18 protein-coding genes and 1 pseudogene are annotated in these 21,074 nt (G+C 60.6%); 17 read left to right on the forward strand and 2 right to left on the reverse strand.

The features are described 5' to 3' along the window. Window positions 1-52: 52 nt before the first annotated feature. A pseudogene (locus B723_RS34045) lies at window positions 53-1,087 on the reverse strand (HAMP domain-containing protein); the annotation flags it as partial. 282 nt (window positions 1,088-1,369) lie between these two features. Between B723_RS34045 and B723_RS07220 the strand changes: the two are divergent. Further along, window positions 1,370-1,624 (forward strand): hypothetical protein, encoded by a 255-nt coding sequence (locus B723_RS07220; protein WP_007907841.1) that lies wholly within the window; start codon window positions 1,370-1,372, stop codon window positions 1,622-1,624. A gap of 31 nt (window positions 1,625-1,655) precedes the next feature. Further along, window positions 1,656-2,225: a lipocalin family protein gene (locus B723_RS07225; RefSeq protein ID WP_017336078.1), complete on the forward strand. Its 570-nt coding sequence runs from the start codon at window positions 1,656-1,658 to the stop codon at window positions 2,223-2,225. A 119-nt stretch (window positions 2,226-2,344) separates the two neighbouring features. Here the strand turns inward: B723_RS07225 and B723_RS07230 are convergent, their stop codons facing one another. Continuing rightward, window positions 2,345-3,709 (reverse strand): formimidoylglutamate deiminase, encoded by a 1,365-nt coding sequence (locus B723_RS07230; RefSeq protein ID WP_017336079.1) that lies wholly within the window; start codon window positions 3,707-3,709, stop codon window positions 2,345-2,347. 146 nt (window positions 3,710-3,855) lie between these two features. Here B723_RS07230 and hutC point away from each other — a divergent pair, with 146 nt between their 5' ends. The 15 genes from hutC (at window position 3,856) to dtd (ending at window position 20,977) form a co-directional block, all read left to right on the forward strand. Then, window positions 3,856-4,566: a histidine utilization repressor gene (gene hutC / locus B723_RS07235; RefSeq protein WP_174602685.1), complete on the forward strand. Its 711-nt coding sequence runs from the start codon at window positions 3,856-3,858 to the stop codon at window positions 4,564-4,566. Beyond that, the gene (locus B723_RS07240) at window positions 4,563-5,132 is read left to right on the forward strand and encodes a HutD/Ves family protein (protein WP_017336081.1); all 570 of its coding nucleotides are present in this window, start codon (window positions 4,563-4,565) and stop codon (window positions 5,130-5,132) included. Before hutC ends, B723_RS07240 begins: the two co-directional genes overlap by 4 nt. A 521-nt stretch (window positions 5,133-5,653) precedes the next feature. After that, window positions 5,654-7,336 carry a urocanate hydratase gene (gene hutU, locus B723_RS07245; protein WP_017336082.1) on the forward strand — a complete coding sequence of 561 codons (1,683 nt, stop codon included), beginning with the start codon at window positions 5,654-5,656 and terminating at the stop codon, window positions 7,334-7,336. Between the two features lie 57 nt (window positions 7,337-7,393). Then, entirely contained in the window at window positions 7,394-8,866 is a 1,473-nt protein-coding gene (locus B723_RS07250; RefSeq protein ID WP_017336083.1) for a purine-cytosine permease family protein, read from the forward strand. 68 nt (window positions 8,867-8,934) lie between these two features. After that, window positions 8,935-9,903: an ABC transporter substrate-binding protein gene (locus tag B723_RS07255; RefSeq protein ID WP_017336084.1), complete on the forward strand. Its 969-nt coding sequence runs from the start codon at window positions 8,935-8,937 to the stop codon at window positions 9,901-9,903. A 70-nt stretch (window positions 9,904-9,973) separates the two neighbouring features. Continuing rightward, complete coding sequence (locus B723_RS07260) at window positions 9,974-10,825, forward strand: ABC transporter permease (RefSeq protein ID WP_017336085.1); 852 nt, start codon at window positions 9,974-9,976, stop codon at window positions 10,823-10,825. Then, window positions 10,822-11,652 carry a quaternary amine ABC transporter ATP-binding protein gene (locus B723_RS07265; protein ID WP_017336086.1) on the forward strand — a complete coding sequence of 277 codons (831 nt, stop codon included), beginning with the start codon at window positions 10,822-10,824 and terminating at the stop codon, window positions 11,650-11,652. The genes B723_RS07260 and B723_RS07265 overlap by 4 nt, the downstream gene beginning before the upstream one ends. A gap of 154 nt (window positions 11,653-11,806) precedes the next feature. Next, window positions 11,807-13,330, forward strand: coding sequence for a histidine ammonia-lyase (gene hutH / locus B723_RS07270; protein WP_017336087.1), 1,524 nt, complete (start codon window positions 11,807-11,809; stop codon window positions 13,328-13,330). Between the two features lie 118 nt (window positions 13,331-13,448). Further along, window positions 13,449-14,981, forward strand: coding sequence for a histidine ammonia-lyase (gene hutH, locus B723_RS07275; RefSeq protein ID WP_017336088.1), 1,533 nt, complete (start codon window positions 13,449-13,451; stop codon window positions 14,979-14,981). 101 nt (window positions 14,982-15,082) lie between these two features. Continuing rightward, complete coding sequence (gene hutI, locus B723_RS07280) at window positions 15,083-16,288, forward strand: imidazolonepropionase (protein ID WP_017336089.1); 1,206 nt, start codon at window positions 15,083-15,085, stop codon at window positions 16,286-16,288. Window positions 16,289-16,298: 10 nt separating this feature from the next. After that, on the forward strand, window positions 16,299-17,102 hold the full coding sequence (hutG, locus tag B723_RS07285) for an N-formylglutamate deformylase (RefSeq protein WP_017336090.1): 804 nt from the start codon (window positions 16,299-16,301) through the stop codon (window positions 17,100-17,102). Between the two features lie 272 nt (window positions 17,103-17,374). Next, window positions 17,375-18,331, forward strand: coding sequence for a choline ABC transporter substrate-binding protein (locus B723_RS07290; RefSeq protein ID WP_017336091.1), 957 nt, complete (start codon window positions 17,375-17,377; stop codon window positions 18,329-18,331). Window positions 18,332-18,536: 205 nt separating this feature from the next. Continuing rightward, on the forward strand, window positions 18,537-19,490 hold the full coding sequence (locus B723_RS07295; protein WP_050558245.1) for an alpha/beta hydrolase: 954 nt from the start codon (window positions 18,537-18,539) through the stop codon (window positions 19,488-19,490). Window positions 19,491-19,571: 81 nt separating this feature from the next. After that, on the forward strand, window positions 19,572-20,543 hold the full coding sequence (gene pip, locus B723_RS07300) for a prolyl aminopeptidase (RefSeq protein WP_017336093.1): 972 nt from the start codon (window positions 19,572-19,574) through the stop codon (window positions 20,541-20,543). Next, complete coding sequence (gene dtd, locus B723_RS07305; RefSeq protein WP_017336094.1) at window positions 20,540-20,977, forward strand: D-aminoacyl-tRNA deacylase; 438 nt, start codon at window positions 20,540-20,542, stop codon at window positions 20,975-20,977. Before pip ends, dtd begins: the two co-directional genes overlap by 4 nt. The last annotated feature ends 97 nt before the right edge of the window (window positions 20,978-21,074 follow it).

A 21,074-nucleotide genomic window follows, 5' to 3' on the forward strand; every position in this document is an offset into this window, starting at 1 on the left:
TGACCTGGCCGGTGGCCGAGGACACTTCGCGGATCGAGGTGTGAATACGCTCGACAAAGCGGTTGAACGAAGTGCCCAGCGCACCGAATTCGTCATGGCCGTGAATGATCAGGCGTTTGGTCAGGTCACCTTCGCCTTCGGCGATGTCATGCATGGCGCGGCCCATGGTCAGCAGCGGCTGCATCAGGAAACTGATCAGCATGCCCAGCAACGCGATGATGATCACTACGGCGATGACCATGGCGATGATCGCCGAGGTGCGGAATTCGCTGATCATCGAGAACGCGGTGTCCTGATCCAGCACCAGCGCCACGTACCAGTTTGCCGACGGCACACCGTTGACGTGAGTGAAGGAAATGAACTGGCGCTTGCCGTCGATCTCGACTTCTTTCAGGCCCGGACTGACTTGCGGGGCACCGTTCGGGTAGGCGTCGGCCAGATTCTTGAGGACCAGTTTGCTGTCCGGGTGAATCAGGATCTTGCCGTCGGCGCTGACGATAAACGCATGACCGTGACCGCCGAAGTTCAGCGAGTTGATGATCGCGCTGACGCTGGACAGGTCAATATCGGCGCCGGCGACGCCGATCATCTGGCCCTGGCGCTGTACCGGCGTGGCGACGGTGATCACCAGTTTGCCGGAGGACGCCGCGATGTAGGGTTCGGTGACGATGGTCTGTTGGGCGCTGTTGGCTGCCTTGTACCAGCCGCGTGCGCGAGGGTCGTAGTCCGCGGCACGATTGCCGGCCGGAACCGAAAACATCACACCGTCGGTGCCACCAAAGTAGCTCAGCTGGAAGTTGCTGGTGTAGGCGGGCAGGTCGATGACCCGCTTGAGGCTGGCCAGGGCACTGCCATCCACTACGATCTGCTGGGACAGCGACTGCAGCAACTGAATGCGGCTTTCCAGCCAGGTCTGGATGTTGCTGGTGGTCAGGCTGCCGAGTTCCTGCATCGACGATTCGGTACTGCTGCGCAGGGTCTGCCGCTGGCGGTAGTCGTTGAAAAGGATGAAACAAGCGAAGGCGACGGCCACTACGAGGGCAGCAGCCAGCAGAATCTTGTGGCTGAATTTCATGTTTCTGGTCATTAAATGAGCTACCGCGGAGGGGCTGGTCAACAAGGGGCGCCAATTTGCCACAGGAGCGGGCTTTGCGCTGCATTTATGTCGACTCGCCGGCGCCAAAGATTAGGCGACTTTTGCCAAAACCGATGAAATGCTCAACGGCGAAAGAAAGTGGCTGATTTTTCGGCAAAAGGCAGACGAGCGGCCCAACAAATAGGCGCTCGGTCAGGGAACCAGACAGGGCTTTTCTCTTCTAAGCTTCAGCTTGGCAGCCATGCCATTCCCCTTCGCCCCAGGAGCTACACCATGTCGCTGCGTTCCATCGCTTTGCTTTCGTTCTGCGTGTTGCTGGCCGCATGCGGCAAGATCAATCAGGAAAATTATTCGAAGCTGTCGACAGGCATGCCCAAGGCCGAGGTGGAAACCTTGTTGGGCAAACCCACCGACTGCTCGGGCGCGCTCGGCATGTCCAGTTGCACCTGGGGCGACAAGAACAGCTTTATCAGCGTGCAGTACGCCGGTGACAAAGTGTTGATGTTTTCCGGCCAAGGCCTGAAGTAAACCGGGGCGATGCGCCCGCGGGAGAAAAACAATGAAACGGTTATTGATCCTCCTTTTTGCCGGCCTGGTATTGGCTGGCTGTGCCACTTCTGGCGAAGATCCATTGGCGCCGAAAACCGTCGCCAGCGTCAATTTGAAGAAGTACCAAGGGACCTGGTACGAGTTGGCACGTCTGCCGATGTATTTTCAGCGCAACTGTGCGCAATCCGAAGCCCATTACACGCTCAAGCCGGACGGTAACGTGCTGGTGCTGAACCGCTGCCTGACGGCGGATTGGCAGTGGGAAGAGGCCAAGGGCACGGCGTATCCGCAAGTGCCAGGCAAGACCGACAAGCTGTGGGTCGAGTTCGACAACTGGTTCTCGCGATTGCTGCCGGGTGTGGCGAAGGGGCAATACTGGGTGTTGTACGTCAGCGATGACTACAAGACTGCCATCGTCGGTGATCCTAGTCGCCGGTATCTGTGGCTGCTGTCGCGAACCCCTACGGTCAACGGCGTAGTGCGCGAAGAGCTGCTGAGCAAGGCGCGTCAGCAGGGATATGACACGACGCGGCTGATCTGGCGTGCGACGGATACGCAGATGGCCAAGACCTCGAACTGACGGCTAGTAAAGAACAAATATGGGAGCGAGCCTGCTCGCGATAGCGGAGTATCAGTCAACACTTCTGTTGAATTTGATCGCCCTGTCGCGAGCAGGCTCGCTCCCACATTTCGTTTGTGTCAGCCCAGGAGGTCGCGCAGGACTTGGGTAAACGCGCGGTTACTTTCTTCTTCTGCTGCATGACGCCCGTCACGCACCACCCACTGGCCATTGACCAGCACATCGCGCACCTGGCGATCGCCGCCGGCAAACAACCAACGATTGAGGATCCCGTCACCGCTGGCCGTTGCCAGGTACGGATCGTTGCCGTCCAGCACCAGCCAATCCGCACGTTTGCCAACCGTCAGCGCACCGATCGGCTGCCCCAGCGCCTGAGCGCCGCCATCCAGCGCAGCGTCATATAGCGTGCGGCCAACCATCGGCTGATCCGCGCCATACAGCCGATTACGCCGCTGATCGCGCAGGCGCTGGCCGTATTCCAGCCAACGCAACTCTTCCACAACGCTCAATGACACATGGCTGTCGGACCCGATACCCAGGCGTCCGCCCTGCGCGAGGAAATCCACCGCCGGGAAAATCCCGTCGCCGAGGTTGGCTTCGGTGGTCAGGCACAGGCCGGCGATGGCGCGACTCTTGGCCATCAGCGCGACCTCTTCCGGGTTGGCGTGAGTCGCGTGCACCAGGCACCAGCGCTGATCGACTTCGGTGTTTTCGTACAGCCATTGCAGGGGGCGACGACCGCTCCAGCTCAGGCAGTCATCGACTTCCTTCTGCTGTTCGGCGATGTGAATGTGCACCGGACACTGCTTGTCGCTGGCCGCCAGTACTTCGCTGATTTGCTGTGGGGTGACCGCGCGCAATGAGTGGAAACACAGACCCAGCGATTGTGCCGGTTGCTGCGCCAGGATCGGCTGCAAGCGCGACTGCAGCTTCAGGTAATTTTCAGTGCTGTTGATAAAGCGACGCTGGCCATCGTTCGGCGTCTGGCCACCGAAACCGGAATGGCTGTAGAGCACCGGCAGCAAGGTCAAGCCGATACCGGCGGAACTGGCCGCCTGGCTGATGCGCAGCGCCAGTTCGGCCGGATCCGCATACGGCTGGCCGCTGGTGTCGTGGTGCACGTAATGAAATTCCGCGACCGAGGTGTAACCGGCCTTGAGCATTTCGATGTACAGCTGACGGGCGATTACACCGAGCTGATCGGGGCTGATTTTTCCGACGAGCCGGTACATCAGATCGCGCCAGGTCCAGAAACTGTCGTTCGGATTACCGGCCACTTCGGCCAATCCGGCCATCGCCCGCTGGAAGGCGTGGGAGTGCAGATTCGGCATGCCCGGCAGCAGTGGACCGCTTAGCCGTTCGGCGTCATCTGCGTTGGAATTGGCCTGGACATGGGTCAAAACGCCGTCGGCGCTGACCTCAAGACGTACATTGTTGGCCCATCCACTAGGCAGCAGCGCGCGTTCGGCAAAGAAGGCGGACATGGTTCAGCACCCCATCGTGTGTTATTTGTATATACATATACAGACGTTTGCCTGCTCGGTAAACTCCGGCAAGCTAGCAACCCTCACCAAATGAACAAGGATTTACCGTGCCGACTCCGCCTACAGTGTCACCGTTGGCCGCGAACATGGGCGACAGTCCGGCGCCCTTGTACGCTCGCGTCAAACAAATGATCACCCAGCAGATCGACAGTGGAAACTGGCCGCCGCACTACCGCGTTCCGTCGGAAAGCGAGTTGGTCAGCCAACTCGGGTTCAGTCGCATGACCATCAACCGCGCGCTGCGCGAGATGACCGCCGACGGCCTGTTGGTGCGTATGCAGGGCGTCGGCACGTTCGTCGCCGAGCCGAAAAGCCAGTCTGCGCTGTTTGAAGTACACAACATCGCCGACGAAATCGCCTCCCGTGGCCATCGCCATACATGCCAGGTGATCACGCTTGAAGAAGAGGCCGCCGGTTCCGAGCGCGCCCTGGCCCTGGACATGCGTGAAGGCCAAAAGGTCTTCCACTCGCTGATCGTGCATTTCGAAAACGACATTCCGGTGCAAATCGAAGACCGTTTCGTCAACGCGCTGGTGGCGCCGGACTACCTCAAGCAGGACTTCACCCTGCAAACGCCTTACGCCTATCTGAACCAGGTCGCGCCGCTGACTGAAGGCGAGCACGTGGTCGAGGCGATTCTGGCCGAGGCCAGCGAGTGCAAATTGCTGCAGATTGAAAAGGGCGAGCCGTGCCTGCTGATCCGTCGCCGTACCTGGTCCGGCCGTCAGCCAGTGACTGCCGCCCGTTTGATCCACCCCGGTTCCCGTCATCGTCTGGAAGGTCGGTTTCACAAATGAGTCAGGTCAAGGTTTTACGCGCTGTCGATTACCCACGCATGCCATGGAAAAATGGCGGTGGCAGTACCGAAGAAATCACCCGCGACGCGGGCACTGGCCTTGATGGTTTCGGCTGGCGCCTGTCAATTGCCGATATCGCCGAGTCGGGCGGGTTTTCGACCTTCGCCGGTTACGAGCGGATCATCACGGTGTTGCAGGGCGACGGCATGACCTTGTCGGTGGATGGCCAGTTCACGCGGCCGTTGTTACCGTTGGACCCCTATGCCTTCAGCGGCGAGAGCCAGGTGTCCTGCACGTTGCTGGGTGGTCCGATTCGCGACTTCAACCTGATTTATGCGCCGCAGCGTTACAGCGCGCGGTTGCAGTGGCTGGACGGCGAGCAGCGGTTTTTCAGCGAGGCCGGGACGGTGCTGGTGTTCAGTGTGAGCGAAGCGCTTGAGGTGACGGTCGAAAACAATGCCCAGCAATTGGGTCGTCATGATTGCCTGCAACTCGTCGGTAACACCGGCCTGCTGGACGTCTCCAGCAACGGCGCCTGCTGCGTGATCGAGCTGACTGCACACTGATCCAACTGTTTACAACATCTCTGTGGCGAGGGCGCTTGCTCCCGCTCGGCGGCGAAGCCGTCGTAAAAAGCCCGCTAGCGAAATCTATCTGACAAATCTCGGTTGAATGGTTTAAGGGCTGCTTCGCAGCCCAGCGGGAGCAAGCGCCCTCGCCACAAAAGCAATCACCTTTCCTGTTTCTCAGCGCGCACCACTTTGTTACCGAACGCCCCAGCGTGGCGCAAAACCACGCTCAAGTAACGAGCCATCATCCCTCCGCACAATCCCCCCGAAAAATTTCATCTTCCTCATAACCCTTGATCTACAGGCTTCCCAGCCTTTTCAGAATTTTTCTCGAATGCCCATCCAATAAGTTGGCCGCTTGATTGCATATGCTTGTATGTACAAGTAAAGACGTATGCGTATGAGTCGACCGAGACTCTCCGCAGCGTCCACTGATTCGCTTGTGTCGCTGTGACGCGCACAGGCTGGCTTACCCACCGCCAGGGTTGGTTTGGATTGATCGCTGAGGAGTCTTTTTCGTGACTGACATTAAACCTACTAAGTTTCGTGACGTTGAAATCCGCGCTGCCCGCGGTAACAAGCTGACCGCCAAGAGCTGGCTGACTGAAGCGCCGCTGCGCATGCTGATGAACAACCTCGACCCGGAAGTCGCCGAGAACCCTAAAGAACTGGTGGTTTACGGTGGTATCGGTCGTGCGGCGCGTAACTGGGAATGCTACGACAAGATCGTTGAAAGCCTGACCAATCTGAATGACGACGAGACCCTGCTGGTGCAATCCGGCAAGCCGGTCGGCGTGTTCAAGACTCACACTAACGCCCCGCGCGTATTGATCGCCAACTCCAACCTCGTACCGCACTGGGCGAGCTGGGAACACTTCAACGAACTCGACGCCAAAGGCCTGGCCATGTACGGCCAGATGACCGCCGGCAGCTGGATCTACATTGGCAGCCAGGGCATCGTCCAGGGGACCTACGAAACGTTCGTCGAAGCCGGTCGCCAGCACTATAACGATGACCTGAAAGGTCGTTGGGTCCTGACCGCAGGCCTGGGCGGCATGGGCGGCGCTCAACCTCTGGCTGCAACCCTGGCCGGTGCTTGCTCGCTGAACATCGAATGCCAGCAGGTCAGCATCGATTTCCGTCTGAACAGCCGTTATGTCGACGAGCAAGCCACCGACCTCGACGACGCACTGGCCCGCATCGACAAATACACCAAGGAAGGCAAGGCGATTTCCATCGCTCTGCTGGGCAACGCGGCGGAAATTCTGCCGGAACTGGTCAAGCGCGGCGTGCGCCCGGACATGGTCACCGACCAGACCAGCGCCCACGACCCGCTCAACGGTTACCTGCCGGCCGGCTGGACCTGGGAAGAGTACCGCGCTCGTGCCAAGACCGAGCCTGCAGCCGTGGTGAAAGCCGCCAAGCAATCGATGGCCGTGCACGTTAAAGCGATGCTCGAATTCCAGAAGATGGGCATTCCGACCTTCGACTACGGCAACAACATCCGTCAGATGGCCCAGGAAGAAGGCGTGGAAAACGCATTCGACTTCCCTGGCTTCGTACCGGCCTACATCCGCCCACTGTTCTGCCGTGGCATCGGTCCGTTCCGTTGGGCTGCACTGTCGGGTAACGCTGAAGACATCTACAAGACCGACGCCAAGGTCAAAGAACTGATCCCGGACGACGCCCACCTGCACAACTGGCTGGACATGGCGCGCGAGCGCATCAGCTTCCAGGGGCTGCCGGCTCGTATCTGCTGGGTTGGCCTGGGCCTGCGCGCCAAGCTTGGCCTGGCGTTCAACGAAATGGTTCGCAGCGGTGAATTGTCCGCGCCAATCGTGATCGGTCGCGACCACCTGGACTCCGGTTCGGTCGCCAGCCCGAACCGCGAAACCGAATCCATGCAGGACGGCTCCGACGCCGTGTCCGACTGGCCACTGCTCAACGCTCTGCTCAACACCGCGAGCGGCGCGACCTGGGTTTCCCTGCACCACGGCGGCGGCGTCGGCATGGGCTTCTCCCAGCACTCGGGCATGGTGATTGTCTGCGACGGTACTGACGAAGCGGCCGAGCGTATCGCTCGCGTTTTGCACAACGACCCGGCAACTGGCGTTATGCGTCACGCCGATGCGGGTTACCAGATCGCGATCGACTGCGCCAAGGAACAGGGCCTGAATCTGCCAATGATTACCGGCAAGTAATGCTCGCTCCTACAGGGAGCCCGCCAACCCACAATAACAATCCACAGAGGTTGAACCATGGCAGTTAACAACGATCGTGCAGGCAGTAAACCGTTGATCGAGAAACGCTCGATCGACTACATCCCGGAAGCGGAGAGACACGGTCGTCTGTTGAGCCAGTTCACCCTGTGGATGGGTGCCAACCTGCAAATCACCGCGATTGTCACCGGGGCCCTGGCCGTGGTGCTGGGCGGTGATGTGTTCTGGTCGTTGATCGGTTTGCTGATCGGGCAACTGCTCGGCGGTGGGGTGATGGCGCTGCATGCCGCGCAAGGGCCAAAGCTTGGCCTGCCGCAGATGATCTCCAGCCGTGTGCAGTTTGGTGTTTATGGCGCGGCCATCCCGATCGTGCTGGTCTGTTTGATGTACCTCGGTTTCACCGCAACCGGAACGGTACTTTCCGGCCAGGCGCTGGGCCAGTTGTTTGGCGTCAGTGACACCGTCGGTATCCTCATCTTCGCCAGTGTCATCGTGCTGGTCACGGTACTCGGCTATCGGGTGATCCATTGGATTGGCCGGGTTGCCAGTGTCATTGGGGTGATTGCCTTTGTTTACCTGTTCAGTCGTCTGATAAGCCAGACTGACGTTGGCGCACTCCTGCAAATCCGCCACTTCAGCTGGAGCAGCTTCCTGCTGGCGGTATCGCTCGCGGCGTCCTGGCAGATCGCCTTCGGCCCTTACGTGGCTGACTATTCTCGCTACTTGCCGAGCAAGACTTCCTCGGTGAAAACCTTTTTCGCCGCGGGTGCAGGTTCGGTCATTGGCGCACAGGTGGCGATGATCCTCGGCGTGTTTGCCGCCGCCTCGGCCAATGGGCAATTCGTCGGCCACGAAGTGGCCTACATCGTCGGTCTGGGCGGTGCCGGTACCACGGCTGCGCTGCTGTACTTCAGCATCGCGTTCGGCAAGGTCACCATCTCCACGCTGAACTCCTACGGCAGCTTCATGTGCATTGCGACCATCATCAGCGGCTTCCGTGGTGACCTGAAAGTCACGCGCTTGCAGCGTCTGCTCTTCGTGCTGGTGATCGTCGGTGCTGCGACCCTGATGGCGTTGCTCGGCCAGCACTCGTTCCTCGGTGCGTTCAAGTCCTTCATCCTGTTCCTGCTGGCGTTCTTTACGCCATGGAGCGCGATCAACCTGGTGGACTACTACTGCATCACCCGTGAGCGCTATGACGTGCCGGCGCTGTCCGATCCAAACGGTCGCTACGGTCGCTGGAACATGCTCGGTATCAGCATCTATGTGTTCGGTGTGCTGGTGCAGCTGCCGTTCATTTCCAGCAAGTTCTACACCGGTCCGCTGGTGGCAGCGCTGGGTGATGTGGATATTTCCTGGATCATCGGTCTGGTGATTCCTGCAGCCCTGTATTACGTGTGTGCGAAAAAATGGCACGGCACCGTGCCTGATCAACTGATTCTGCCGGTCGAGCAGGACAGCGTTGTACAACCTAAAACAAGCGGGGCCGGTCGCGCTGCGGCGCAGGCCTGATTGGACGTGGACAGGGCTGGATGCCTCTTGACTGCCGTAAGCCAATTCATGATTAGGAGCGTCAAACAATGAAATCGAACAAGACCCTGCTGACCACATTGCTTTCCATGGGCCTGTTGGCCAGCGCCGGCGCCACTCAGGCTGCCGGTTGGTGCGAATCGGGTAAACCGGTGAAATTCGCCGGCCTGAACTGGGAAAGCGCCATGTTGCTGACCGACGTGCTGCAAGTCGTGTTGGAGAAAGGTTACGACTGCAAGACGGATAGCCTGCCGGGCAACTCCATCACCATGGAAAACGCCCTGAGCAGCAACGACATTCAAGTGTTTGCCGAAGAATGGGTCGGCCGCAGCGAAGTCTGGAACAAGGCCGAGAAGGCCGGCAAGGTCGTCGGTGTCGGTGCGCCAGTCGTAGGCGCAGTCGAAGGCTGGTACGTGCCGCGCTACGTGATCGAAGGCGATGCCAAGCGCAAGCTGGAAGCCAAGGCGCCGGACCTGAAAAACATTGCTGACCTGGCCAAGTATTCCTCGGTGTTCAAAGACGCCGAAGAGCCTTCCAAGGGCCGTTTCTACAACTGCCCGGCCGGCTGGACCTGTGAGCTGGATAACAGCGAAATGCTGAAAAGCTACGGTCTGGAAAGCAGCTACACCAACTTCCGCCCAGGCACCGGTCCGGCGCTGGATGCCGCCGTGCTGTCGAGCTACAAGCGTGGCGAGCCGATCCTGTTCTACTACTGGTCGCCAACACCGCTGATGGGCCAGGTTGACCTGGTCAAACTCGAAGAGAAACCAGGGGTGAACAAGCAAGTGACGATCAAGGTCGGCCTCTCCAAGACCTTCCACGAGCAAGCCCCGGAACTGGTGGCCGTGCTGGAAAAGGTCAACCTGCCGATCGACCTGCTGAACCAGAACCTCGGGCGCATGGCCAAAGAGCGGATCGAGTCACCAAAACTGGCGAAAATTTTCCTCAAGGAACATCCTGAAGTCTGGCACGCATGGGTGAGCGAAGACGCAGCCAAAAAGATCGACGCGGCCTTGTAGGTTGAGCCTCTCCGACTGTCGGCAACGGCAGTCGGACGCTGAATCGCAACCCCTTGATTGAGAGTCTCTTATGTTTCCCGAAAGCTTTACCTTTTCCATCGCCGACTGGGTCAACGGTTGGGTCGATTCGCTGGTCACCAACTACGGCGACGTGTTCCGGCACATCTCCGACACCCTGTTGTGGGCCATCGTCAATCTTGAAGGGCTGCTGCGCGCGGCGCCCTGGTGGCTGATGCTGGCGATCGTGGCGGGCATTGCCTGGCACGCGACCCGCAAGGTCGTGACCACCGCCGTCATTGTCGGTCTGTTGTTCCTGGTGGGCGCGGTCGGGCTCTGGGACAAGCTGATGCAGACCCTCGCGCTGATGATGGTGGCGACGGTCATTTCGGTGCTGATCGGCATTCCGCTGGGCATTCTTTCGGCGCGCAGCAATCGCCTGCGTTCGGTGCTGATGCCGCTGCTGGACATCATGCAGACCATGCCGAGTTTCGTGTACCTGATCCCGGTGTTGATGCTGTTCGGTCTGGGCAAGGTCCCGGCGATTTTCGCCACCGTGATCTACGCTGCGCCACCGCTGATCCGCCTGACCGATCTGGGCATCCGCCAGGTCGACGGCGAAGTGATGGAAGCGATCAACGCCTTTGGTGCCAACCGCTGGCAGCAACTGTTCGGCGTGCAACTGCCGCTGGCCCTGCCGAGCATCATGGCCGGGATCAACCAGACCACCATGATGGCCCTGTCGATGGTGGTGATTGCCTCGATGATCGGCGCCCGTGGCCTTGGCGAAGATGTGTTGGTGGGGATTCAGACCCTCAACGTCGGACGTGGCCTTGAAGCCGGTCTGGCGATCGTGATTCTGGCAGTGGTCATCGACCGCATTACTCAGGCGTATGGTCGGCCACGGCATGAGGTGAGCAAATGAACAACGAAGCCATCAGCAAAATCGAAGTCAAAAACGTCTTCAAGATTTTCGGCAACCGTTCCAAGGATGCGCTGGGCATGATCGGCCAGGGCAAGACCAAGGATCAGGTGCTGGCCGAAACCGGCTGCGTGGTCGGCGTGAACGACCTGTCGTTGAGCATCGGTAGCGGCGAGATCTTCGTGATCATGGGCCTGTCCGGCTCCGGCAAATCGACCCTGGTGCGCCACTTCAACCGCCTGATCGACCCGACCAGCGGCGCGATCCTGGTGGATGGCGTGGACATCCTGCAATACGACATGGACGCCCTGCGCGAATTTCGCCGGCGCAAGATCAGCATGGTGTTCCAGAGCTTCGGCCTGCTGCCGCACAAGACCGTGCTGGACAACGTCGCCTACGGCCTGAAAGTGCGTGGCGAGAGCAAGCAAATGTGCTCCGAGCGCGCGCTGCACTGGATCAACACCGTGGGCCTGAAGGGCTACGAAAACAAATACCCGCACCAGCTCTCGGGCGGCATGCGTCAGCGTGTGGGCCTGGCCCGCGCACTGGCGGCGGACACCGACATCATCCTGATGGACGAAGCGTTCAGTGCGCTCGATCCGCTGATCCGCGCGGAAATGCAGGACCAGTTGCTGGAACTGCAAAAGACCCTGCACAAGACCATCGTCTTCATCACCCACGACCTCGACGAAGCCGTACGCATCGGCAACCGCATCGCAATCCTCAAGGATGGCCGCCTGATTCAGGTCGGCACGCCGCGAGAGATCCTGCATTCGCCGGCGGATGAGTATGTAGACCGGTTCGTACAGCGGCGTGCGGCGGTGGTTTAAGAGGTTTGTGGCGGGACCGCTTTTGTGGCGAGGGAGCTTGCTCCCGCTCGAGCGCGCAGCGGTCGCGAAATTTTGGGGCCGCTACGCAGCCCAGCGGGAGCAAGCTCCCTCGCCACAGGTGTCACATGTCCATGAATTTTGTATGAGGCTCCAGATGTCCCAGGCTGAAAAAATCGTTATCGCCGATGCCCCTCTGCGTTGGCAGGATGTAGTCGCCGTCGCCCGCCACGGCGCTCAGCTCGAGCTGTCGACCCAAGCCTGGGCGCGGATCGAGAACGCTCAGGCGATCGTCCAGCGCATCGTCGCCAGCGGCGAACGCGCTTACGGCGTCAACACGGGCTTGGGCGCGTTGTGCAACGTCTCTCTGAAAGACGAACAACTCAGCCAGCTGTCGCGCAACACCTTGCTCAGTCACGCTTGTGGCGTCGGCGCACCACTGGCCGACGACCAGACCCGGGCGATCATGTGCGCCGCGATCCGCAACTACAGTCACGGCAAGTCCGGCATTCATCGCCGGGTGGTCGAAGCGCTGCTGGCACTGCTCAATCGCGGCATCACCCCGCAAGTGCCGTCCCAGGGCTCGGTGGGTTACCTGACCCACATGGCGCACATCGGCATTGCACTGCTGGGCGTCGGCAATGTCAGCTATCGCGGGCAGATCGTTTCTGCGCAACAGGCCTTGGCCGAAGAAGGTCTGCAACCGGTTCAACTCGGCGCCAAAGACGGCTTGTGCCTGGTCAACGGCACGCCGTGCATGAGCGGCCTCAGCGCCCTTGCGATTGCCGATGCCACGCGCCTGCTGCAATGGGCCGACGTGATCGGCGCCATGAGCTTCGAAGCCCTGCGCGGCCAGATCGCAGCGTTCGATGCCGAAATCATCGCCCTCAAGCCGCATCCGGGCATGCAGCAGGTCGGCATCAATCTGCGGGCGCTGCTTGATGGCAGTGAAGTGATTGCGTCGAGCAAAGGTATCCGCACCCAGGATGCGCTGAGCATCCGTTCGATCCCGCAGGTCCACGGTGCTGCACGGGATCAACTGGCGCACGCGATCCAACAGATCGAAACCGAACTCAATGGCTGCACCGACAACCCATTGCTGCTGGGCACGCCGGACAATTTCCGCATCATGTCCCAGGCCAACCCGCACGGCCAGTCCGTGGCCATGGCCGCTGATCTGCTGGCCATCGCCATGGCGGAAATAGGTTCCATCGCCGAGCGACGTCTCGACCGCTTGATCAACCCGCACGTCAGCGGCCTGCCGGCGTTCCTTGTGGCCAATCCGGGTGTGAACTCCGGAATGATGATCGTGCAATACGTGGCTGCTTCGCTGTGTGCGGAAAACCGTCAACTGGCGCAACCGGCGGTCCTCGACAACTACGTGACGTCCGGTCTGCAAGAAGATCACCTGAGCATGGGCACCAACGCCGCGCTGAAGCTGCATCGCGCGCTGGAAAACTGCACGCAGATCCTCGCCATCGAGTACCTGCTGGCGGCTCAGGCCTTTGAGTTCCTGAAAGAACAACGCTTCGGCACGGGCACTGATACGGCCTGGCGTCTGCTGCGCGAGCGCGTTCCGGCCTACGACCAGGACCGATGGCTGGCACCGGATATCGCGGCGGCGGCCGGGGTTTTGAAAGATTCGAATTTGCTGCGCAAGGCTTTACCGAATCTGAACTGATTTCTACATCAAACCAGCGTGCCAAGGCGCAGCCCCCCCACAAGGCGGGAAGCGACGGACAACGGACATCTCCGGAGCGTCTGGTTAGTTAATAACAAACTCTCATAAGGAGCTCAAAATGACTGCGCTAAACCTGATTCCCGGCCAACTGAGCCTGGCCCAACTGCGTGATATCTATCAGCAGCCGGTCCGGATCACCCTCGACAACAGCGCCTCGGCTCAGATCGAAGCCAGCGTTGCCTGTGTGGAACAGATCCTCGCCGAGAACCGCACCGCTTACGGCATCAACACCGGTTTCGGTCTGCTGGCCTCGACCCGCATCGCCAGCGAAGACCTGGAAAACCTGCAGCGCTCACTGGTGCTGTCCCATGCCGCCGGTGTGGGCCAGCCGATCAGCGACGCCTTGGTGCGGCTGGTCATGGTGCTCAAGGTCAACAGCCTGAGTCGTGGTTTCTCCGGCATTCGCCGCGTGGTCATCGACGCGCTGATCGCCCTGATCAACGCCGAGGTTTACCCGCACATTCCATTGAAAGGTTCGGTCGGTGCCTCCGGTGACCTGGCGCCGTTGGCCCACATGTCGCTGGTGCTGCTGGGTGAAGGCAAGGCACGCTACAAAGGCGAATGGCTGGAAGCGACCGAAGCGCTGAAAGTCGCCGGTCTGACCCCGCTGACCCTGGCCGCGAAAGAAGGCCTGGCGCTGCTCAACGGCACTCAGGTGTCCACCGCTTATGCGTTGCGCGGTCTGTTTGAAGGTGAAGATCTGTTCGCGGGCGCCCTGGCCCTGGGCGGCCTGACCGTCGAAGCGGTGCTGGGTTCGCGCTCGCCGTTCGACGCACGCATTCACGCCGCGCGTGGCCAGAAAGGCCAGATCGACGCCGCTGCCGCTTACCGCGACCTGCTGGGCGAGCGCAGTGAAGTCTCCGACTCGCACCAGAACTGCGAAAAGGTTCAGGACCCGTACTCCCTGCGCTGCCAGCCGCAAGTCATGGGCGCCTGCCTGACCCAGTTCCGTCAGGCTGCCGAAGTGTTGGCCGTTGAAGCCAATGCCGTCTCGGATAACCCGCTGGTGTTCGCTGCTGAAGGTGACGTGATCTCCGGCGGTAACTTCCACGCCGAACCCGTTGCGATGGCTGCCGACAACATGGCTTTGGCCATCGCTGAAATCGGCTCGCTGAGCGAACGCCGCATCTCGCTGATGATGGACAAGCACATGTCGCAACTGCCGCCGTTCCTGGTGGCCAATGGCGGCGTGAACTCCGGTTTCATGATCGCCCAAGTGACCGCTGCGGCACTCGCCAGCGAGAACAAAGCGCTGGCCCATCCACATTCCGTGGACAGCCTGCCGACGTCGGCGAACCAGGAAGACCACGTGTCCATGGCACCGGCTGCCGGCAAGCGCCTGTGGGAAATGGCCGAGAACACTCGCGGGATTCTGGCGGTGGAATGGTTGGCGGCAGCCCAGGGCCTGGACCTGCGTGAAGGCTTGAAGACTTCGCCAAAACTCGAAAAGGCCCGGGCGATTCTGCGTAAAGAAGTGCCGTTCTATGAGAAGGATCGTTTCTTTGCGCCGGACATCAATGCGGCGACTGAACTGCTGGCGACGCGTTGCCTGAATGAACTGGTGTCGGTGAAGCTTTTGCCGAGCCTGTGATGTACTCATCGCCAGCAGGCTGGCTCCCACAGTTGCATTGCGCATCCTTGTGGGAGCCAGCCTGCTGGCGATTCGATTTTGAATACTGTGGAGACTAAGGGATGAAAACCCTCTGGCAACACTGCCACGTCGCAACCATGGCGCAAGGCGTCTACTCGATCATCGAGGATGCGGCCATCGTGACGTCAGGTGCGCGCATTGAGTGGATCGGCCCTCGCGCTGAGCTGCCGTCTGGTGAATACCCGGCCGTCAACGATTTGAACGGGGCCTGGGTCACCCCGGGCCTGATCGACTGCCACACCCACACGGTGTTCGGCGGTAACCGCAGCGGTGAATTCGAACAGCGCCTGCAAGGCGTCAGCTACGCGGAAATCGCGGCGGCCGGTGGCGGCATCGCCAGCACCGTACGCGCCACTCGCACGGCCAGTGAAGACGAACTCTTCGCCAGCGCCGCCAAGCGCCTGAAAAGCCTGATGCGTGACGGTGTCACCAGCATCGAAATCAAATCCGGCTACGGCCTTGATTTGACCAACGAACGCAAGATGCTGCGGGTCGCCCGCCGTCTCGGCGCCGAACTGCCGATCAGCGTGCGCAGCACCTGCCTGGCGGCCCACGCCCTGCCACCGGAGTATGTGGGCCGCGCCGACGATTACATCGATCACATCTGCGCGGAAATGCTCCCCGCGCTCGCCGCCGAAGGCCTGGTGGATGCGGTGGACGCGTTCTGCGAATACCTGGCGTTTTCGCCGGCGCAGGTCGAACGCGTGTTTATCACCGCTCAAGCACTTGGCTTGCCGGTGAAGCTGCACGCCGAGCAACTGTCATCGCTGCACGGTTCGAGTCTGGCGGCGCGTTATCACGCATTGTCGGCCGACCACCTGGAGTTCATGACCGAAGAAGACGCCATCGCCATGGCCGCGTCCGGCACCGTCGCGGTGTTGCTGCCGGGGGCGTTCTATTTCCTGCGTGAAACCCAATTGCCGCCGATGGATGCCCTGCGCAAACACGGCGTGAAAATCGCCATCGCCAGCGACCTCAATCCCGGCACCTCGCCAGCGCTGTCGCTGCGCTTGATGCTGAACATGGCGTGCACCTGTTTCCGCATGACCCCGGAAGAAGCCCTGGCGGGTGCAACGATTCATGCCGCCACCGCGTTGGGCATGGCCGAGACACACGGCTCGCTGGAAGTTGGGAAGTTCGCGGACTTCGTCGCCTGGCAAATCGATCGTCCCGCCGACCTGTCGTACTGGCTGGGCGGTGATCTGGAGAAACGCGTCGTGCGTCACGGCGTTGAAACGAGCGTTTAGGAGAATAGTTGTGGATAAGGTTCTGAACTTCAAACAAGGCCGTGTGCCGCTGCTGATCAGCATTCCCCACGCCGGCCTGCGCCTGACCCCGGCGGTCGAAGCCGGGTTGATCGCCGACGCGAAAAGCCTGCCGGACACCGACTGGCACATCCCCAGGCTTTACGAGTTCGCTGCCGAACTGGGCGCCAGCACGCTGGCCGCCGAGTACTCGCGGTTTGTCATCGACCTGAACCGCCCGTCCGACGACAAGCCTCTGTACGCAGGCGCGACCACCGGCCTGTACCCGTCGACGCTGTTCGACGGCATTCCGTTGTTCCGTGAGGGTTTGGAACCGTCGGCAGCGGAACGCGCGACCTATCTGGAACAGGTCTGGACGCCGTACCACAGCACGCTGCAGAACGAACTGGCTCGTTTGAAAGCCGAATTCGGCTATGCGTTGCTGTTCGATGCGCACTCGATCCGTTCGATCATTCCGCACCTGTTTGACGGCAAGCTGCCGGACTTCAACCTCGGCACCTTCAACGGCGCCAGTTGTGATCCTCAGTTGGCCACCCAGCTGGAAGCGATCTGCGCACGGCATGGCGACTACAGCCATGTGCTGAACGGTCGTTTCAAGGGCGGCCACATCACCCGGCACTACGGCAATCCGGCGGAAAACATTCATGCGGTGCAACTGGAGTTGTGCCAGTGCACCTACATGGAAGAATTCGAGCCGTTCCGCTATCGCCCGGATTTGGCTGAGCCGACGCAAGTGGTGCTCAAGGAATTGCTGCAAGGATTGTTGGCCTGGGGCGAAAAGCACTACACCGCATAACTCTGTTGCGAGGGGGCTTTTTGTGGCGAGGGAGCTTGCTCCCGCCGGGTTGCGAAGCAGCCCAGGACCACGACGGCTTCGCCGCCGAGCGGGAGCAAGCTCCCTCGCCACAGGTTGTTGTCCGTCTCGATACTGGATCGGGACAGTCGCCACCGTGCAAAACACAGTCGCCACAGTTCGCTTTTACCTCTCGTCTGCTGCGTAATGTTCCGGGCACGGTGCACAAAGACACCGAGCCCACAACAATCCGCTGCCGCACGAGAAAGCCCTCTATGACAAGCACCAAAGGTTTGTTCACCCGCTGTCTCTCAATCCTTTGCGGTACCGCTCTTCTGAGCACCAGTGTTCTGGCCAGTGACGATGCTTCCTGCAAAGCCGTGCGCATGGGAGTGGTCAACTGGACCGACGTAATTGCCACCAGCGGCATGGCTGATGTGCTGCTCAATGGTCTTGGCTATGAAAGCAAGCAGACCAGCGCCGTGCAGCAAATCATCTTCGCCGGCATCCGCGACAAGCGCCTCGACATCTTCCTCGGTTACTGGAAACCGGCGATGGACAACAATATCGCGCCGTTCGTGGCGGCCAATCAGGTGAAAGTCATGGCCAAGCCGAGTCTGGCCGACGCTCAGGCAACGCTTGCTGTGCCGCAGTACGTCGCCGACGCCGGGCTGAAAACCTTCGCCGACATTGCCAGGTTCAAAGACAAGCTTGGCGGCAAGATCTACGGCATCGAGCCGGGCAGCGGTGCCAATACCACCATCAAGACCATGATCGAGACCAATCACTTCGGTTTGAAGGATTTCAAACTGATCGAGTCCGGTGAGGCCGGCATGCTGGCCGCCGTTCAGCGGGCGGTGAACCGCAAGGAATTCGTGGTGTTTGTCGGTTGGACCCCGCACCCGATGAACATCAACATGAAAATTGCCTACCTGACCGGCAGCGAAGATGTCTACGGGCCGAACGAAGGGGCGGCCACGGTCTCCACGGTGACGTCACCGGACTACGCCGAACGTTGCCCGAACGTGAACCGTCTGCTGGAGAACCTGACGTTTACCGCCGCTCAGGAAAGTCAGCTGATGGTGCCGATCATGGAGCGCAAGACGCCGCAGGACGTTGCCAGGCAATGGCTGCGTGATCACCCGGAAGACCTTCAGCGCTGGCTGGCGGGTGTCAGCAGTTTTGACGGCAAGGACGGTGTAGCCACCGTACAGGCCAGCCTGAAAAACTGACCCGCCTTCTTTTGGCGCGCAATTTCTGTGGCGAGGGCGCTTGCTCCCGCTCGGCGGCGAAGCCGTCGTAAACCCGGCTGCTCGGGTGCACCTGATAAAACTCGGTTGAGTGGTTTGGGGGCTGCTTCGCAAACCAGCGGGAGCCAGCTCCCTCGCCACAGAACCGAGTTCCACTTCCAATGCTGAACTGACTGGCACCAGGCTCATGGCTACTTACCCGCTATCTGCACAAATGTCGGCCTTCGTCGAGAAAACCGTCAGCTTCAACAGCACCGAGAGCAGCCTCGCCGGCATGCGCCAGGCCTACAGCGACATGTGTCGGGCATTTACCCCGCCCCGTCCCGCCGGGCTGTATGTCGTGGACTTTGAATTGGCCGGTGTGCCGGTGCGCTCGTATCAGCCGCCGGTTTCGCCGTTGACCGGCGGTTGTCCGTGCATTGTGTATCTGCACGGCGGCGGTTGGGTGGTGGGGGATCTGGATTCCCACGATTTCATCTGCGCTGAACTGGCGTCGACGCTCGACGTGTTAGTGATCGCCGTCGATTACCGTCTGGCGCCGGAGCATCCGTTTCCGGCGGGCTTCAACGATTGTCTGGGGGTGTGGCGGGCGTTGCGAACCGGGCCATTCCAGCTTGATCCCGCGCGTACGCTGGTGGCAGGCGACAGTGCCGGGGGAAATCTCGCCGCCGCGCTTTGCCTGGCATTGCGCGATGCGGGTGAGCCATTGCCAGCGGCACAGGTCCTGATCTATCCGGGGCTCGGCGGCGACCAGCGGCTGGCGTCGCGCAGCGAATGCGTTGACGCGCCGTTGCTCAGCAGCAGCGACGTGGATTGTTATCACGCCTTGTACTTGCGCGGCAGTCGACAACCGGGCGGCTATGCGATGCCGTTGCTCGCCGAGGATCTCGGCGGCTTGCCGCCGGCGCTGATCGCTGTGGCGCAATTCGATCCGCTGCGCGACGACGGCGTGCGCTACGCCGAGCGACTGGACGCCGCGGGCGTGGCCGCAACACTTTATTACGGCGAGGGACTGGTTCACGGCTGTTTGCGAGGGCGGGGCCAGGTCGCCGAGGTCGATGCGCTCTATGAAACGCTGCTCGGCTATCTGGCTGAAAAAACGGGCGGTAAAACTCTGGCTCAGCAAGGGCATGCTCATTGACGTAATTCGGGTTTATGATGCCGGACGGCAGAATAATAGAAGTCCCCCCAGGGATGACCTCGACCCCTTACGGAGCGCGCAATGCAGACTTTGTACCCGCAGATCAAACCCCACGCCCGGCACGATCTGGCTGTCGATGAAACCCACACCTTGTATGTCGACGAAAGCGGTTCGCCGGAAGGTTTGCCGGTGGTATTCATCCACGGTGGCCCCGGTGCCGGGTGTGATGCACAGAGTCGCTGCTTTTTTGATCCGAACCTGTACCGCATCGTCACCTTCGATCAGCGCGGTTGCGGCCGCTCCACCCCCCACGCCAGCCTGGAAAACAATACCACCTGGGATCTGGTCGCCGACCTTGAGCGGATTCGTCAGCACCTGGGCATCGACAAATGGGTGCTGTTTGGCGGGTCATGGGGCTCGACCCTGGCGCTGGCCTACGCGCAAACCCACCCGGAGCGGGTACACGGTCTGATTCTGCGCGGGATTTTTCTCTGCCGTCCGCAGGAAATCGAATGGTTCTATCAGGCAGGTGCCAGCCGTCTGTTCCCCGATTACTGGCAGGACTACATCGCGCCGATCCCGCTGGACGAGCGCGAAGACTTGCTCAGCGCTTTCCACAAGCGCCTGACCGGCAACGACCAGATTGCGCAGATGCACGCAGCCAAGGCCTGGTCTACCTGGGAGGGCCGTACGGCGACCTTGCGTCCAAACCCGCTGGTGGTCGACCGTTTCTCCGAGCCGCAGCGTGCGTTGTCGATTGCCCGTATCGAATGCCATTACTTCACCAACAATGCGTTCCTCGAGCCGAACCAGCTGATTCGCGACATGGGCAAGATCGCCCATTTGCCAGGCGTGATCGTGCACGGTCGTTACGACGTGATCTGCCCGCTGGATAACGCCTGGGAATTGCATCAGAACTGGCCGAACAGTGAATTGCAGGTGATCCGTGACGCCGGGCATGCCGCCTCCGAACCGGGCATTACCGATGCCTTGGTGCGCGCCGCTGATCAGATGGCCCGGCGCTTGCTCGACCTGTCCCCAGAAGAAGCATGAAGGGCCTGCTGCAGCGCGTGCGTGGCGCGCGAGTCGAGGTAGCGGGGGAGGTGGTGGGTGCCGTCGATCAGGGGTTGCTGGTACTGGTCGCGGTCGAGCCCGAGGATACTCGGGCCAGCGCCGACAAACTTCTGCATAAGCTGCTTAACTATCGAGTGTTCAGTGACGCCGAGGGCAAGATGAATCTGTCCCTGGTGGACGTCGGTGGCGGGTTGCTGCTGGTCTCGCAGTTCACCCTGGCTGCCGACACCAGAAGCGGGTTGCGCCCGGGTTTTTCAACGGCCGCACCTCCGGCGCTGGGCGAGGAGCTTTTCGACTATCTATTAGGGAAAGCGAAACAGGTGCATGGCACTGTGGCATCAGGTAGATTCGGCGCGGATATGCAGGTGCACCTGGTCAATGATGGCCCGGTTACCTTCCTGTTACAGACCTGAAAGCGCTTGAAACAAGTTTTTAAGCGCTTTTTCACTGAAAACAGGGGTTTTTCGCGAGAAATACTTTGTTGCGCCTGATGCGTTGTAACGCGGCCTG

The sequence above is a fragment of the Pseudomonas fluorescens NCIMB 11764 genome, from assembly GCF_000293885.2.
GTDB classification, from domain to species: Bacteria; Pseudomonadota; Gammaproteobacteria; order Pseudomonadales; family Pseudomonadaceae; genus Aquipseudomonas; species Aquipseudomonas fluorescens_B.